A 14,634-nucleotide genomic window follows, 5' to 3' on the forward strand; every position below is an offset into this window, starting at 1 on the left:
GATCTGGCCACTTGCGGTTACCCTCCGTAAATTGGAGCCCTGAGCTTCCGTGTACACCGCGTTTCGACCGCGTTTCGAGAGGAATCCGTTCATGAGCCCGCCGCAGGCGAGACCGGGGGATCCGGCGCCGATCCGGGTTCTCGTCGTCGAGGACGACCCCGTCGCGGCGGACGCGCACCGGATGTACGTCGAGCGCGTTCCCGGCTTCGCCGTCGTCGGGGCGGCGCGGAGTGGCGGGGACGCGCAGCGGCTGCTGGAGCGGACGCCCGCCGATCTGCTGCTGCTGGACCTCTACCTCCCCGACGGGCACGGCCTCCAGCTCGTACGGGCGCTGCGCGCCGCCGGAAACGGCGCGGACGTGATCGCGGTCACCTCGGCCCGTGACCTCGCGGTGGTCCGCGACGGCGTCTCCCTCGGGGTCGTGCAGTACGTGCTGAAACCGTTCACCTTCTCCACCCTCCGGGACCGCCTCCTCCGGTACGCCGAGTTCCGGTCGACCGCGGGCGAGGCCAGCGGGCAGGACGAGGTGGACCGGGCGCTGGCCGCGCTACGGGCGCCGCAGCCCGCCGCGATGCCCAAGGGGCTGACCCAGGCCACCCTGCACGCCGTCACCGAGGCGCTGCGCGGTGCGGCGGAGGAGGGCATCTCGGCCGCGGCGACCGCCGAGACCGTGGGGATCTCCCGGATCACCGCCCGCCGCTATCTGGAGCACCTGGTGGAGGCCGGGCGGGCCGCCCGCGCCCCGCACTACGGGCAGATCGGACGGCCCGAGCTGCTGTACCGCTGGCTCAGCGAGCTCTAGGGGCGTCGGGCGGCTCGTGACGCCTGCGGCCCGCCCATTGCCTCACCTGGGGCTCCGCCCCCGACCCCGGGGTCCAGGGGCCGGGCCACTGGTTCGGGAAGGGCGGGAGGGGAGGGGAAAGACCACCGGACACCCGTAGGCGCTGCGCGCACCACCGCCGCCCGGCCCCCGCTCAGCCGCCACCCCTCGCGCCCACCATCCCCCGCGCCAGCGCCCGGTCGAGCTCCGCCGCCGCGTCCACCATGCAGCCCTCGAACGTCCTATCGGTCCCGGGGTCGATCCACCGCGCGAAGGCCTGCTCGTACACGGTCTGCGCGAGCCGCACCAGGTACACCGCCTGCCGCTCCGGGATGCCCCGCTTCACCAGGAGCGAGGTGAGCAGGTCGTGGAGCGTCGCCATCTTGAGGACTTCCCGCTCGCGCAGCTCGGGGTTGGCCGCGATGACGCTCTGCCGCCTGTGCGCGACGGCCCGGTCCGCCGGGAAGAACCGCCCGGAGCTGGTGAGCGCGGCGATGAGCACCCGCCACGGCGGGGTGTCGGCGGGCGCCTCCTCCACCTCCTGCCGCAGATGCGCGACCAGCCTCTCCGTGCCGCCGCCGAAGAGCGCTTCCCGCTTGTCCGGGAAGTATCGGAAGAACGAGCGCTTCATCAACCCGGCCCGTTCCGCGATGTCCGCGACGGTCGTGCCGTCGTAGCCGCGCTCGGCGAACAGTTCAAGAGCTGCCGTCTCCAGGCGCAGCTGCGCATCCGGCTCCCACCTAGGCATGCCCTCAGAATATCCAAGCCCCTCGCGATGACACTTGGTGTTATCGTGGCGACGACAAACGACAACACCAAGTGTCATCAGGAGGCGGCAATGAGAGCTGTCCAGATCGACGAGTTCGGCGGTCCGGAGGTGCTCCGCTTCGTGGAGACCGACGCACCCGCCCCCGGCCCCGGGCAGATCCAGGTCGAGGTGCGCGCATGCGGCACCAACCCCGCCGACTGGGTCGTGCGCGAGGGCGCCCTCGGCGGTCGACTGCCCCAGGGAACCGGCTTCGAGATAGCGGGGGTCGTGTCGGCGCTCGGCGAGGGCGTCGAGGGCACCGCCGTCGGGGACCGGGTCTTCGGGAACCTGCTCTTCGGCGGCACCACCTCCGGCGCGGCCGAGTTCGCCGCGCTCGGGCACTGGGGCGCCATCCCGGACGGGATGGCGTTCGAACAGGCGGCGGCGATCCCGATGGTGGCCGAGACCGCGGTCCGCGTCCTGGACGAAGTGGGCGTGGCCAAGGGACACACCGTGTTCCTCAACGGGGGAAGCGGCGCCGTCGGGCAGCTCGCCACCCAGATCGCCGTACGCCGCGGGGCGCGCGTCATCGTGACGTCAGGCGAGGCGAAGGAAGCCCTCATGCGCGGGCTCGGGGCGGAGGTCACGCGCTACGGCGAGGGCCTCGAGGAGCGCGTGCGCGAACTCGCCCCGCACGGCGTGGACCGCGTCGTGGACATGGGCCGGGGCGGCGTGCTCCCCGCGCTGATCGCGCTCGCCGGGGACCCCTCCCGCGTGGTGACGATCACCGACTTCGAGCAGGCCGCCGAGTTCGGGGTCCGGGCGAGCGGCCGCGAGGGCACCGACTTCCGCCTGGACGCCCCCCAGTGGGTGGCCGACGCCATCGCCGCCGGAACCCTGAGCCTTCCGGTGTGGCGTGTCGAGCCCTGGGAGAAGATCGCCGAGGTCCAGGAGGACATCAAGTCCGGTTCGGCGAGGGGGAAGACGGTCCTCCGCGTCAGCGCGTAAACGCGTACCCGCGTCGGCGCGTAAGCGCGTACCCGCGTCGGCGCGTAAGCGCGTAGCCGCGTCGGCGCGTAAACGCGTACCCGCGTCGGCGCGTAAACACCTGAGCGCGTCGGTACATGAATAGGAAAGTTTCCTATCCGACATCTTGTCGCGGCCATGCCGCCTCGCTAGGTTCAGCCTCGCTCGACTTCCTCCCACCCCCCACCCAGGAGGCTCCGTCAGCCATGCCTTCACCCCTGTCCGGCCCGGCGCGCCGCAGACTCGCCCTCGCCGCCGCCATCGGTCTGCTCGCCGCGGGCGCCACCACGGCGGCCACCGCCCAGGCGGCGCCGCGGGCGGAGCACACCGCCGCCGCGCCCAGCGGGCTCAACGGCCCCTACCTGTACCTGGGTTGGGGTTCCCCGCCCAAGGCCACGGACGTCATGTCGGCCACCGGCATCCAGCAGTTCACGATGGCCTTCATGCTGTCCGACGGCGGCTGCAACCCCAAGTGGGACGGCTCCCGCGCGCTCACCGGCGGCAACGACCAGTCGACGATCAACTCCATCCGCTCGGCGGGCGGCGATGTCACCGTCTCGTTCGGCGGCTGGAGCGGTAACAAGCTGGGCGAGAAGTGCTCCTCCGCGTCCGCGCTCGCCGGCGCGTACCAGAAGGTCATCGACGCCTACAAGCTCAAGTCGATCGACATCGACATCGAGTCGACCGAGTTCGAGAACGCGACGGTCCGCCAGCGCGTGATCGACGCGCTCAAGACGGTCAAGCAGAAGAACAGCGGCATCAAGGTGTACATCACCTTCGGCACCACCACGAGCGGCCCGGATTCCAACGGCAAGGACCTGGTCAAGCGCGGTGCCACGGCCGGGCTCGACGTGGACGGCTGGGCGGTCATGCCGTTCGACTTCGGCCAGGGCTCGATCGACATGGCGGGGGCCACCAAGTCCGCGGTGGACGGTCTGAAGAACACCGTGGCGAGCGCGTACGGCCTCTCCTCCGACGCCGCCTACCGCAAGGTCGGCTTCTCCTCGATGAACGGCAAGACCGACGTCGCGGGCGAGACCATATCCCTGAACAACTTCAAGGACATGGTCTCCTACGCCAAGAGCCACCACCTGGCCCGCGTCAGCTTCTGGTCGCTCAACCGCGACCGCAAATGCGGCTCGGGCACGGACGGGGACGCGTGCAGCGGTATCGACCAGGGCACGTACGACTTCACCAAGGCGCTCGCGGGCTACAACGGCTGACACCGAGCCGAGCCGAACCCGCCCGCCCCGCGAGGTGGCGGCGCTCGATCAAGTGACCATCCAGGTCACGGGGATTGACCTTCCGTTGAAGCCGACCTTACGGTCAGCCCGCAGCCCACAGAGGCCAGCAAGGAGGTCGTGCCCGTGCGCCCCACCGCCCCACTGATCCTCGCCGCCACCCTCGCCGCCACCGCCGGACTCACATCCTGCGGTGGCGGTTCGGGCAGCGACCCGGACACCGTCAAGGTCGCCTACAACCGCTCCACCGACAACAAGATCCGCTTCAAGGACAACCATCTCGCCGAGGTCAAGAAGCAGTTCGAGAAGGCCAACCCCGGCAAGAAGGTCAAGCTGATCCCGATCCAGGCGCAGGACAACGACTACGCCACCAAGGTCCAGCAGATGATGCGGTCCCCGAAGACCGCCCCGGACCTGGTCTACGAGGACACCTTCCGGATCAACTCCGACATCAAGGCGGGCTATCTGCGCCCCCTCGACGGCTATCTGGCGAAGTGGAAGACCTGGGACCAGTTCGTCGACACCGCGAAGGCCGCGGCCAAGGCCGAGGACGGCAAGACGTACGGCGTCCCGGACGGCACCGACACCCGCGGCCTGTGGTTCAACAAGGAGATCTTCGCCAAGGCCGGGCTGCCCGCCGACTGGTCGCCCAAGAACTGGGACGAGATCCTCGAGGCGGCGCGCACGATCAAGAAGAAGGTCCCCGGCGTCACCCCGCTCAACGTCTACACCGGCAAGGCCCCGGGCGAGACCTCCGTGATGCAGGGCTTCGAGATGCTGCTGTACGGCACGGGCGAGGGGGGCGGGAACCCGCTCTACGACCCCGGCGCCAAGAAGTGGGTCACCGGCGGCAAGGGGTTCAGCGACGCCCTCGGCTTCCTCAAGACCCTCTACTCCGAGAAGCTGGGCCCGGACATCTCCGACGCCCTCGACCCCAATGTCGGCACCACCGTCTTCAGCGAATGGCTGCCCCAGGGCAAGCTCGCCATCGCGCTCGACGGCTCCTGGCTCGGCCAGAACTGGCTGAAGACCGGCGGCAAGCCGTGGCCCGAGTGGTCCAAGACCCTCGGCCAGGCCCCGATGCCCACGCAGCACGGCCAGGCGCCCGGCAAGGTCAGCATGTCCGGCGGCTGGACGTGGGCGATCACCGCGAAGTCCAAGAACCCCGATCTGGCCTGGAAGTTCATCCAGCAGCTCCAGACCAGGGACAACGCGGTCACCTGGGACGTCGTCGACGCGCAGATCGCGGTCCGCAAGGACGTCGCGCAGGACCCGAAGTACACCTCGTCCATGCCCGGGATCACCTTCTTCACGGGCCTGGTGAAGTACACCCACTACCGCCCCACCACCCCCGTCTATCCGCAGGTCTCCACGGCGATCGGCGAAGCGATGGAGGCGGCGACCACGGGTGACGCCTCACCGGAGAAGGCCGCGAAGTCCTACGACGACCAGCTGAAGTCCATCGCCGACGGCGCCACGGTGGCGGCGGGCGGCCAGGGCTGAGGGCCGGCCCCGATGGCAACCGCGACCAAGGTGGCGGCGGCCCCGACGGAGACCCCGGCCCGGCCGGGCCCCCGTCGCGGCCGCCCCCTGCGCTGGCTTCCGCTCGCCCCCGCCACCGTCATGCTGCTGCTCTTCCTCGGTGGCCCGATCGCCTACTGCGTCTATATCGCCTTCACGAACATGCAGCTCACGGGCGCGTCCTCGACGGACTTCGTGGGCCTGGACAACTTCCGGCGCGCCTTCGGGGACGACGACTTCCGCAACGCGGTCGTCCTCACCCTCGTCTTCACCCTGCTCTCCTCCCTCGTCGGCCAGAACACCCTGGGCCTGGCCCTGGCCGCCCTGATGCAGCGCGCCTCCCGGCCGGTGCGCACGCTGACCGGCTCGATCGTCATCGCGGCCTGGGTCGTCCCCGAGATCGTGGCGGGCTTCCTGCTGTACGCGTTCTTCCGCCGCGAGGGCACGCTCAACGCGCTGCTGGACTGGCTTGGCCTGCCGTCCCAGAACTGGCTCTACACCCTGCCCATCCTCGCCGTCTCCTTCGCCAACGTCTGGCGCGGCACGGCCTTCTCGATGCTCGTCTACTCCGCCGCGCTGTCCGAGATCCCCAAGGAGATCACCGAGGCGGCGGAGGTCGACGGCGCGGGCGGCCTCGGCCGCTTCTGGCACATCACCCTGCCGATGATCCGCCGCTCCATCGGCACGAATCTGATGCTGAACACGTTGCAGACGCTGTCGGTGTTCGGCCTCATCTGGGCCATGACCCGGGGCGGCCCGGGAAACCGCAGCCAGACGCTGCCGGTCTTCATGTACGACCAGGCGTTCAACAAGTCCCTGATCGGCTACGGCACGGCGGTGGCCCTGCTGTTGCTGCTGGTGGGGGCGGCGTTCTCGGTGGTGTATCTGCGGCTGATGAAGGAAGAGGTCTGAAACGGGCCGTGGGCCGCCGTGTTCAAGTGCGAGCTGCCATCACGTCACGGCGTCGGCGAGCATGAAGACGGCCACGGCGAGCAGGACCACCGCGAAAACGCGCTGCAGACGGGGCCCGGAGACCTTCGCGGCCATGCGCTTGCCGTCCCAGGCGCCCAGGATCGCGGTTCCGATGAACGGGCCGATCACCGCCCAGTCGAGCGAGGCGCCGGTGCCGGAGCGAGTGACCAGGGAAGCCAGTGAGTTGGCCGTGATGATCAGCAGACTGGTGCCGACCGCGGCCTCCATCTCGAAGGCCAGGACGGTGACCAGGGCGGGGACGGCGAGAAAGCCGCCGCCCACACCGAGTAGCCCGGTCAGCGCGCCCAGGCCGGCACCGGCCCCGGCCGCCCTGCCCGGCCGTACGTCGCCGCTTCCGGGCCGGGCGGTGGCGGCGGGCCGGAGCATGGTGCCGGCGGAGAGGATGGCTATGGCGGCGAAGGCGATGGTGAGGACGGCTTGGGGCAGGTGGGTGGCGGCGGCTCCAGCGGCGGCCGCAGGAAGAATCCCGGCGGCCGCGAACGCCGCTCCGGCCCGCCACCGCACCCGCCCGGCCCGTGCGTGCGCGTACAGGGCGGTCAGGGATGTGGCGCTGACGATGATCAGGCCGGCGGTGGTGGCCTGGGCGGGGGTGAAGCCGAGCAGGTAGATCAGCGCCGGCACCGCCAGGACGCTGCCACCGCCGCCGAGGGCGCCAAGCACCAGGCCGACGACGGCGCCCGCGATCAGGGCCAGGATCAGGGCGGTCACGCTATTCGCCCGCTGGGGGCCGGGTGACACTCAGGCCCGCGTCGGCGGCGGCCTCGAAGCCGTTATCAACGGCGACGACCTTCCGTCCGATCGCGTCCAGGAGGGAAGCGGCGATCGCCGCGCGCATCCCGCCGGCGCAGTGCACCCACACCGTGCCGTCCGGCACCTCGCCGACCCGGCCGTGCAGCTCGTGGAGCGGAATGTGCACGGAGCCCTCGATGAAGCCGTTCGCCACTTCGGAATCCCGGCGCACATCCAGTACCACCACGTCCTCACCGCGCTCGTGTGCGTCGGCGAGGTCGGCGAAGCGGGCGCGGGGGAAGGAGGCGAGCCGCTCCCCCGCACGGACCCAGGTGGCCGGATCTCCGGTGGCGGCGGCGGCCGGGCGGTCGATGCCGACCCGGGTCAGCTCCCGCTGCGCGTCGGCGATCCGCTCCGGGGTGTCGCCGAGCAGGGTGACCGGCCTGCCCCACGGGATCAGCCAGGCCAGATAGGTGGCCGGCCGGCCGGTGCCCTCGAAGTTGACCGATCCGGCCACATGGCCGTCGGCGAAGGCGACCCGGTTGCGCAGGTCCACCACCCACTCACCGGCCGCCAGCCGTTCGGCGATCTGTGCGGCGTCGGCGGGCTCGGGCGGAGTCAGGTCGACGGGCGCGGGACCGGCGGCGTTGACCGGGCCCATGTGCGTGTAATACGCGGGCACGTCGTCCAGCCCGGCCAGGACCCGCTTCACGAAGGTGTCCACATCCAGGGTGAAGGCGTCATTGTTGGCGCGTTCGTCGCCGATCGTGGTCGCGTCGCCCTCGGCCTGGGAGGAGGAGCAGAAGCTGCCGAAGCCGTGCGTGGGCAGCACGGGCACCTCGTCGTCGAGCGTTGCCGCCAGCCGGTGGACGGAGGCGTGCTGGGCGCGGGCCAGGTGCTCGGTCAGCCGCGGGTCCACCAGGTCCGGACGCCCCACGGAGCCGATCAGCAGCGAGCCGCCGGTGAAGACCGCCACCGCACGGCCGTCCTCCTCCAGCGCGTACGAGGTGTGGTGCGGGGTGTGGCCCGGGGTGGCTATCGCACGCAACATCAGGTGCTCGTCCACCTCGGCCATGTCGCCGTCCCCGACGGGGGTGCGGGAGAAGGAGACATTGGCGTCGGCCGGGACCAGGTAGCGGGCGCCGGTGAGGCGGGCCAGTTCCAGCCCGCCGGTGACGTAGTCGTTGTGCACATGCGTCTCCGCCACGTAGGCGATGCGCACCCCTCGCCGGGCGGCGGTGGCGATCACCTGGTCGACGTCCCGCGGCGGATCGACCACGACCGCCGCTTTCGGACCGCCGGCCAGGTAACTGCGATTGCCCAGCCCCTCGAATTCCAGGGTGTCGACAAAAAACATGGTGCTGCGCCTTTCTGGGATGGTGCACCCGGGAATTTCCCGTCTCGGGAAACCGCCGTCATTCAATTTCGGGCCGCGTCCTCGCGGTCGGGGAGGGTGACCGGCAGCCCTGCCGCTTTCCATGCCTCAAGACCGCCCGCCACGCTGTAGACGGAGGACCGGCCCGCGCGAATCGCCTGGGCGCCGCCCCGCACGCTGCGTGCGCCCGTACGGCATACGAAGGCCAGTGGACCGGCGGGCACATCCGACAGCGAGGCGGGCAGCGTGCCGAGCGCGGCGTGGACGGCACCGGCCGGGTGCCCCGCCGCCCATTCATCGTCCTCGCGGACATCGACCAGCGTGAGTTCCCCGTCCACGACGCGGCGACGCGCCTCGGCCGGAGACAGGTCAGCGGGCGTGTGACCGTCGCCGGAGCCCGGGTCCCGCTCCGTGCCGGGCAGGACCGTCCGGATCGCCTCGTAGTTCGAGGCGTGGACGACGGCTATCTGCTGCCCCATCATCGGGCAGACGTTCATCGCCTCTTCCCAGTGAGCGGTGGACTCCCATTCCGCCACGTTGACGAGAGAGAATTTGCTCCCCGGGACGATGGTGCGGAACATATACGTCCGAATGAAACCGGGCTGGGCCGCCATCACGTCCGCGGCGTCCTGCCAGGCGTCGAGATAAGAGCTTTCCTTGTCCTCGTCGATCTCAATCGGAATGATCACGACATGGCGATTTTCCATCTGACGCCTCCGCTGTCCTGGTTCCGGCTCCGGGTGGTGAACCGGCACTTTCCGAACGCAGCCTGCGCGCACTTGTCCATGAGCGGAAAATGGCCTTGCCGAACCGGCAAACGGTCGGCGTGGTCGCACGACAAATCAGGGGACGCCGGCCCGGCTGTCGACTAGCCTCGCGAGGTTGTTCTTCGCGCTTTCAGTTCGCGCTCTCAGTTCGCGCCTTCAGGAGGAGACCGCCATGGCCGCCGAGCCCTTCCCGCCCGTCGAGCCGTACGCGCACGGCCTCCTCGAGGTCGGCGACGGAAACCGGATCTACTGGGAGACCAGCGGGAATCCGCAGGGGAAGGCGGCCTTGTGGGTGCACGGCGGTCCGGGCAGCGGAGGGCGCCGCGGCGTTCGCGGGATGTTCGATCCCGAGGTCTTCCGGATCGTCCTGTTCGACCAGCGTGGCTGCGGTGAGAGCCTGCCGCACGCCTCCGACCCGTCCGTCAGCCTCGATCACAACACCACCGACCACCTCATCGCCGATATGGAGCGGCTGCGCGAGCACCTGGGCATCGACCGCTGGCTCCTCTACGGCGGCTCCTGGGGCTCGACGCTGATCCTCGCCTACGCCGAGCGTCACCCCGAGCGGGTCTCCGAGATCGTCATCGCGGGCGTCACCATGACCAGGCCGGACGAGACCGACTGGCTCTACCGCGGTGTCGGACGCCTGTTGCCCGGCGCCTGGGAGACGTTCCGCGACGCGGTGCCGGAGGCGGAGCGGGGCGGCGGTCTCGTCGCGGCGTACAACCGGCTGGTGAACAGTCCGGACGAGGCGGTCAGGGTCAAGGCGGCGCGGGACTGGTGCGCCTGGGAGGACGCCGTCATCGCCCACGAGGCGCTTGGCAGTCCGGGCTACTACAGCGACAAGACGGACGACGCGCTGATGGCCTTCGTGCGGATCTGCGCCCACTACTTCGCCCATGACGCGTGGCTCGAGGACGGTCAGCTCCTCCGTGACGCGCACCGGCTGGCCGGTATCCCGGCGGTGCTGATCCACGGGCGGCTCGACCTGGGCAGTCCGTTGCAGAGCGCGTGGGAGCTGTCCAAGGCCTGGCCGGACGCGGAACTGCGGGTGATCGACGACTCGGGGCACACGGGCAGTCCCACGATGCACGCCGCGGTCCTGGAAGCGATTGCCCGCTTCGGCCGGGTCACACCGGGTCGTGAACCTGAGTGAGGGCACCCCGGAGTGGTGAGGGATGTCGTTCGCCGAGCAGGTCCAGGAACGCCTCGGTGGCCGCGCCGGGGCGCCGGGTCGAGGCGGTGGCGACGGTGAGCTGCCAGCGCAGTTCGTGATCCGCGACCCGCACCGCGTCGAGGCCCGTCCGGTCACGGACCAGGAAATGGCCGAGAAAGCCGATTCCCAGCCCTGCCCGGATGAAGTCGACGGCGGTGCCGATGTCCGCGACCTCGACGGACACCTCCCGCCGCAGCCCCGCGGCGGCGAACGCCTGGTCGACCACGGCGCGGTTGCCGAAGCCCGGCGGGGAGTCGATGAACGGGAACTCGGCCAGTCGCGCGAGTGGCACCCGGCCCGCCCCGGCCAGCGGATGTGACTCGGCCACGTACACGGCCATGGGGACGGTGGCCAGCGGCCGGGTGGTGAGGTCGGCCGGCGGCGGTCCGGGCAGGGAGAGGAAGGCGACGTCGAGTCGACCGTCGCGCAACTGCTCCGCCAGACCCGCCGACCCCGCCATGGCCGCCCGGAGCCGCACCGTGACACCGGGATGCCGGGCGCGCAGCGCGGCCAGGAGTCCGGGCAGGTCGACGAGGTCGATCGAGGTCTGGGTGCCGACCGTGACCGTGCCGTGCAAGGCGCCCTGCGTCCGGTGCACGGCGTCCTTGGCGGCGCGTGCGGCGTCGAGGGTCTCCCGAGCCCGGGGCAGGAAGGCACGTCCGGCCGCCGTCAAGGTGACTTCCTGCGGGCTTCGGGTGAACAGGGCCGATCCCAGCTCCCGTTCCAGTGCCCTGACCGTCGCCGACACGCCTGACTGGACGACGTGCAGCGTCTTCGCGGCGCGGGTGAAGCTGCCGGTGTCGGCGACCGCGAGGAAGTATTCGAGATGGCGCAGTTCCACGCCGTCCATTATCACCAACCGTGCTGGCCCCCAGCAGCAGACATCGTTGGACGTGATGGGCGCACCCGCGTGAGGGTGAGAAGACCGGCCCGAACCAAGCCCTCCGTAGGAGACGTCGATGGACCATGAGTGGCGCTACACCGAGCTGCCCGTGCGGGCACGGCAGGCCATCGAGGGCTTCGTGCCGCCCGACGCCCTCGTGGCCCGGCACCTTGAGCGCTACGCCGATGTGCGGCCCCGCCCCACGGATCACGACGGGGACACCGAGGAGCTCGACGGGGCCGTGTTCACCCACCACTTCGAGGATGTCCCGGGCGACCACGAAACGGTCCGGTGGCACTACGTGGAGACCGGGACGGGGGCCGGGGAGCCCGTGGTCTTCCTGCACGGGATGCCCGACTCATGGTTCCTCTGGCACCACCAGATGGCCGCGCTGTCGGACTCGTACCGCTGCGTCGCGATCGACCTCAAAGGCTATGGGCAGTCGGAGAAGGGACGAGGCGACTACCGGCGCTCCGGCGCGGCCGGGCAACTCGTCGCGCTGCTCGACGCGATCGGGGTGGATCGGTTCACCCTGGTCACCCACGACCGGGGCACCGTGCAGGGCGACCACATCGCCGCCGCCCATCCCGGACGAGTCCGCCACTATGTGCGCGGCGAGCAGCACCTCCACCACTTCCACCCCGACCTCGCCCCGCAGGACGACCTCCTCGCCGAGACACCGTGGAGCGGGCTGATGGAGGACCCGAAACGGTTCGTCGTCTGGGCGTACGCCTTCGTCGGGAATCTGCCGGTGGCCGACGAGGACATGCGCCGCGTCATCCAGGAGTACTCGTATCCCGGGATCACCCGCGCCGTCCCGCGCTACAACATGGCCTCCACCTTCCGGAAGGAGTGGATCGAGCGGCGCAGCGACCTGATCCCGCGCTGGCGCGCTCCGGTGACCCTGATGCAGGGCCGGGACTCGCGCAGCCAGCCCCGCGAGTTCTACGCCGACGCCACCGAGCACATTCCCCATGCGGCCGGCGTCGAGGTCCGCTACGTCACCGGGGGGCACTTCTGGCCCCTGGAGAGCCCCGAGGAGACCAGCGCCATCCTGCGCGAGGTACTCCGCGTCCGACGATCACCGGCGTGCTGATACTCGCCCCTGACTCGCATGGAAGGACAACCATGGATCTCATGCTCAACGGCCGGACCGCGATCGTCTGCGGCGCCTCGTCCGGGCTGGGGCTGGCCATCGCGGAACGCCTGTCCGGCGAGGGCGCCAACGTCGTCGCGGTGGCCCGGCGCCGGGAGAGCCTGGAGTGGGAGGCGACGCGTATCGGCGCCGTTCCCCTGGTCGCCGACCTCTCCGAGGAGGGTGCGGCGGAACGGGTCGTCGAGCACACCGTCAGCCGCTTCGGCGGTGTCGACATCCTGGTGTGGAACACGGGAGGGCCGCGTCCGGGCAGCGCACTGCGGATCGACGAGCACGCCGCGCACGACGCCTTCCGCACCCTGCTGCTGCCCCTGGTCCGTATGGTCGGCGCCGCCGTACCCCACCTGCGGAACAGCCCGTACGGCCGGATCGTCGCGGTGACGACGACCACGGTGAAGGAGCCGTCGTCACTGGTCGCGCTGTCCAACCTGATCCGGCCCGGGGTGACCGGATACCTCAAGACGCTGGCCAACGAACTGGCGCCGGACGGCATCGCGGTCAACTGCGTGGCGCCCGGCCGGATTCTGACGTCCCGAGTGCACGACCTCTACCCGGACGGTGTGCCTGCCGACGCCACGGACGACATCCCCATTGGGCGGTTCGGCACACCGGACGAACTCGCGGCCGTCGTCTGCTTCCTCGCCACGCCGTTGGCTTCGTACGTCACGGGCACCACGATCGCCGTGGACGGCGGCCTCACCCGTTCGATGCTCTGAGGACACGCTGGAAGGCCGCCCAGGCGGCGGGGGTGACCCGGAGTATGCGACCCTCCGGGTCCTTGGAATCGCGTACGGCCACAGCGCCGGGCACGTTCGTGGCCACCTCCACGCACTCTTCTTTGCCGTTGCTGTAGCTCGACTTGCGGAAGACGAAGGTTGTCACAGCTCACAGTCCCTTGATGAGTGTCCCGATGAAGGTGCGGGACTCGGCCTCGGGGAGCGCGCCCCGCGCAGTCTCCTCGAACAGTCTTACGTGCTGTGCCGCACCTTCGCCACCCTCGACCCACGCTGTGGAGAACGCCAATTCCAGGTACACGACGTCCATGGCGCCGGGCTCGGCGAACGAGAGGACGTTGAAGGAGCCCGCGAGCGCCGGTGTCATCCCGACGTCAAAGGGGAGCACCTGAATCGTGACATTGGGGCGCTCGCTCCAATCGAGGAGGCTCACCAACTGCTTGCGCAGCATCTCGGGCTCGGCCACGGGGACACGCAGCGCCGCCTCCGAGATGACGGCCCAAAGGGAGAGCGACTCGTCCCCGGAAAGCCTCTGCTGACGAGCAGCTCTGGAGGTGACAAACGCCTCGACCTGATCAGGCTGATCTTCAGGGACCCACTTACGCCGCAACGACCGCATGTAGTCCGGAGTCTGGAGCAGGCCGGGAATGAACGACACCTGCCACGCCTTGACAGCCGTGGCCGCGTTCTCAAGCGGCACGTACTCCCTCATCGTCCTCGTAAGGGCGACGTCATTCCACCAGCCCTTCGCCTTGCGGCGTTCGCGGTCGATGCGCGCCAACTCCAAGAGGGCACCGACAGTCGACGGGTCGTTGGCGCCGTACAACGCGCACAGGGCGCGGATGTCCGGGTCCCGGATGGGAACCCAACCGCCTTCCATCTTCGCGACCTTGCCCGTCGAAGCGCTGAGCGCCTTCGCCGCGTGCGTCTGCGTCAGGCCCGCCTTGGTCCGGAGGCTCGTCAGCTCGGCGCCCAGTCTCCTCCCCAAGACGCTGGATGTGCTGTTCCCCTGGGTTGACTGACCCTCTGTCACCGCGTACCTCTCCTCCGTGATGTGACGCCAGTCTGGAGCGTAGCGGGGCGCCTCGCAAGCGAGATCGGTTGAATTTTCCTCAGCAGAGTTGAACCGATCACCATTGCGGCGCTACGGTCCGTAATGAACCGCTCGCACAGGGACGTCAGCTGGCGGACGGACTCCGCCCTGCCCTGCCCACTGGAGGTACGCGATGGCATTCGCGCCCCAAGACCCCCGGATCCCGGACCCCAGCGACCCCGTCATCAACGAGGGCCGCGTCGACTACGTCCCGACACCGATAAGCGTGACCAGGGCCCGCCGGCACGCCACACGACTCATCGCCGACTGGGGACACCCCGCACTCGCCGACGACACGGCACTCATCGTGTCCGAGCTGGCCACCAACGCCT

Annotated in this window: 15 protein-coding genes and 1 pseudogene; 9 read left to right on the plus strand and 7 right to left on the minus strand. The window is 70.1% G+C overall.

Translation table 11 applies throughout. The features are described 5' to 3' along the window. Nucleotides 1-91 precede the first annotated feature (91 nt). Entirely contained in the window at nucleotides 92-802 is a 711-nt protein-coding gene (locus NP777_RS15150) for a response regulator (RefSeq protein ID WP_256650656.1), read from the plus strand. 172 nt (nucleotides 803-974) lie between these two features. Here NP777_RS15150 and NP777_RS15155 read toward each other — a convergent pair whose 3' ends face one another. After that, nucleotides 975-1,568, minus strand: a complete 594-nt coding sequence (locus tag NP777_RS15155) for a TetR family transcriptional regulator (RefSeq protein WP_256650657.1) — start codon at nucleotides 1,566-1,568, stop codon at nucleotides 975-977. Between the two features lie 90 nt (nucleotides 1,569-1,658). Between NP777_RS15155 and NP777_RS15160 the strand changes: the two genes are divergently transcribed. From NP777_RS15160 to NP777_RS15175, 4 genes are all read left to right on the plus strand, one after another. Then, entirely contained in the window at nucleotides 1,659-2,576 is a 918-nt protein-coding gene (locus tag NP777_RS15160) for an NADP-dependent oxidoreductase (RefSeq protein ID WP_256650658.1), read from the plus strand. A gap of 224 nt (nucleotides 2,577-2,800) precedes the next feature. Next, the gene (locus NP777_RS15165; protein WP_256650659.1) at nucleotides 2,801-3,817 is read left to right on the plus strand and encodes a chitinase; all 1,017 of its coding nucleotides are present in this window, start codon (nucleotides 2,801-2,803) and stop codon (nucleotides 3,815-3,817) included. 144 nt (nucleotides 3,818-3,961) lie between these two features. Then, nucleotides 3,962-5,338, plus strand: coding sequence for an ABC transporter substrate-binding protein (locus tag NP777_RS15170; RefSeq protein WP_256650660.1), 1,377 nt, complete (start codon nucleotides 3,962-3,964; stop codon nucleotides 5,336-5,338). A gap of 12 nt (nucleotides 5,339-5,350) precedes the next feature. Continuing rightward, on the plus strand, nucleotides 5,351-6,268 hold the full coding sequence (locus tag NP777_RS15175; protein WP_256650661.1) for a carbohydrate ABC transporter permease: 918 nt from the start codon (nucleotides 5,351-5,353) through the stop codon (nucleotides 6,266-6,268). A gap of 39 nt (nucleotides 6,269-6,307) precedes the next feature. On the opposite strand, the gene NP777_RS15180 is transcribed toward NP777_RS15175, so the two are convergent. From NP777_RS15180 to NP777_RS15190, 3 genes are all read right to left on the minus strand, one after another. Beyond that, nucleotides 6,308-7,057, minus strand: a complete 750-nt coding sequence (locus NP777_RS15180; RefSeq protein WP_256650662.1) for a sulfite exporter TauE/SafE family protein — start codon at nucleotides 7,055-7,057, stop codon at nucleotides 6,308-6,310. A gap of 1 nt (nucleotide 7,058) precedes the next feature. Then, nucleotides 7,059-8,435 (minus strand): MBL fold metallo-hydrolase, encoded by a 1,377-nt coding sequence (locus tag NP777_RS15185; RefSeq protein ID WP_256650663.1) that lies wholly within the window; start codon nucleotides 8,433-8,435, stop codon nucleotides 7,059-7,061. Between the two features lie 62 nt (nucleotides 8,436-8,497). Next, nucleotides 8,498-9,142 (minus strand): rhodanese-like domain-containing protein, encoded by a 645-nt coding sequence (locus NP777_RS15190; protein ID WP_256650664.1) that lies wholly within the window; start codon nucleotides 9,140-9,142, stop codon nucleotides 8,498-8,500. 250 nt (nucleotides 9,143-9,392) lie between these two features. Here NP777_RS15190 and pip point away from each other — a divergent pair, with 250 nt between their 5' ends. Continuing rightward, the gene (pip, locus tag NP777_RS15195) at nucleotides 9,393-10,376 is read left to right on the plus strand and encodes a prolyl aminopeptidase (protein ID WP_256650665.1); all 984 of its coding nucleotides are present in this window, start codon (nucleotides 9,393-9,395) and stop codon (nucleotides 10,374-10,376) included. Here the strand turns inward: pip and NP777_RS15200 are convergent. Next, the gene (locus NP777_RS15200) at nucleotides 10,351-11,277 is read right to left on the minus strand and encodes a LysR family transcriptional regulator (protein ID WP_256650666.1); all 927 of its coding nucleotides are present in this window, start codon (nucleotides 11,275-11,277) and stop codon (nucleotides 10,351-10,353) included. The genes pip and NP777_RS15200 overlap by 26 nt on opposite strands. Before the next feature lie 118 nt (nucleotides 11,278-11,395). On the opposite strand from NP777_RS15200, the gene NP777_RS15205 reads away from it, so the two are divergent. Both NP777_RS15205 and NP777_RS15210 read left to right on the plus strand, forming a co-directional pair. Further along, the gene (locus NP777_RS15205) at nucleotides 11,396-12,415 is read left to right on the plus strand and encodes an alpha/beta fold hydrolase (protein WP_256650667.1); all 1,020 of its coding nucleotides are present in this window, start codon (nucleotides 11,396-11,398) and stop codon (nucleotides 12,413-12,415) included. A 32-nt stretch (nucleotides 12,416-12,447) separates the two neighbouring features. After that, a complete protein-coding gene (locus tag NP777_RS15210) occupies nucleotides 12,448-13,191 on the plus strand; it encodes an SDR family oxidoreductase (protein WP_256650668.1) in 744 nt (247 codons plus the stop codon). Here the strand turns inward: NP777_RS15210 and NP777_RS15215 are convergent. Both NP777_RS15215 and NP777_RS15220 read right to left on the minus strand, forming a co-directional pair. Then, complete coding sequence (locus NP777_RS15215) at nucleotides 13,172-13,357, minus strand: DUF397 domain-containing protein (RefSeq protein ID WP_256650669.1); 186 nt, start codon at nucleotides 13,355-13,357, stop codon at nucleotides 13,172-13,174. The genes NP777_RS15210 and NP777_RS15215 overlap by 20 nt on opposite strands. A gap of 3 nt (nucleotides 13,358-13,360) precedes the next feature. Beyond that, nucleotides 13,361-14,242: a helix-turn-helix domain-containing protein gene (locus NP777_RS15220; RefSeq protein WP_256650670.1), complete on the minus strand. Its 882-nt coding sequence runs from the start codon at nucleotides 14,240-14,242 to the stop codon at nucleotides 13,361-13,363. Between the two features lie 193 nt (nucleotides 14,243-14,435). Between NP777_RS15220 and NP777_RS15225 the strand changes: the two are divergent. Continuing rightward, nucleotides 14,436-14,634, plus strand: a pseudogene (locus NP777_RS15225) (ATP-binding protein); the annotation flags it as partial.

This window comes from Streptomyces rugosispiralis (assembly GCF_024505145.1).
GTDB classification, from domain to species: Bacteria; Actinomycetota; Actinomycetes; order Streptomycetales; family Streptomycetaceae; genus Streptomyces; species Streptomyces rugosispiralis.

Coding starts and splice junctions, on each gene's coding strand:
- NP777_RS15205 (WP_256650667.1), top strand. CDS start 11,396: ATGGACCATGAGTGGCGCTACACCGAGCTGCCCGTGCGGGCACGGCAG.
- pip (WP_256650665.1), top strand. CDS start 9,393: ATGGCCGCCGAGCCCTTCCCGCCCGTCGAGCCGTACGCGCACGGCCTC.
- NP777_RS15165 (WP_256650659.1), top strand. CDS start 2,801: ATGCCTTCACCCCTGTCCGGCCCGGCGCGCCGCAGACTCGCCCTCGCC.
- NP777_RS15155 (WP_256650657.1), bottom strand. CDS start 1,568: ATGCCTAGGTGGGAGCCGGATGCGCAGCTGCGCCTGGAGACGGCAGCT.
- NP777_RS15175 (WP_256650661.1), top strand. CDS start 5,351: ATGGCAACCGCGACCAAGGTGGCGGCGGCCCCGACGGAGACCCCGGCC.
- NP777_RS15160 (WP_256650658.1), top strand. CDS start 1,659: ATGAGAGCTGTCCAGATCGACGAGTTCGGCGGTCCGGAGGTGCTCCGC.
- NP777_RS15185 (WP_256650663.1), bottom strand. CDS start 8,435: ATGTTTTTTGTCGACACCCTGGAATTCGAGGGGCTGGGCAATCGCAGT.
- NP777_RS15210 (WP_256650668.1), top strand. CDS start 12,448: ATGGATCTCATGCTCAACGGCCGGACCGCGATCGTCTGCGGCGCCTCG.
- NP777_RS15150 (WP_256650656.1), top strand. CDS start 92: ATGAGCCCGCCGCAGGCGAGACCGGGGGATCCGGCGCCGATCCGGGTT.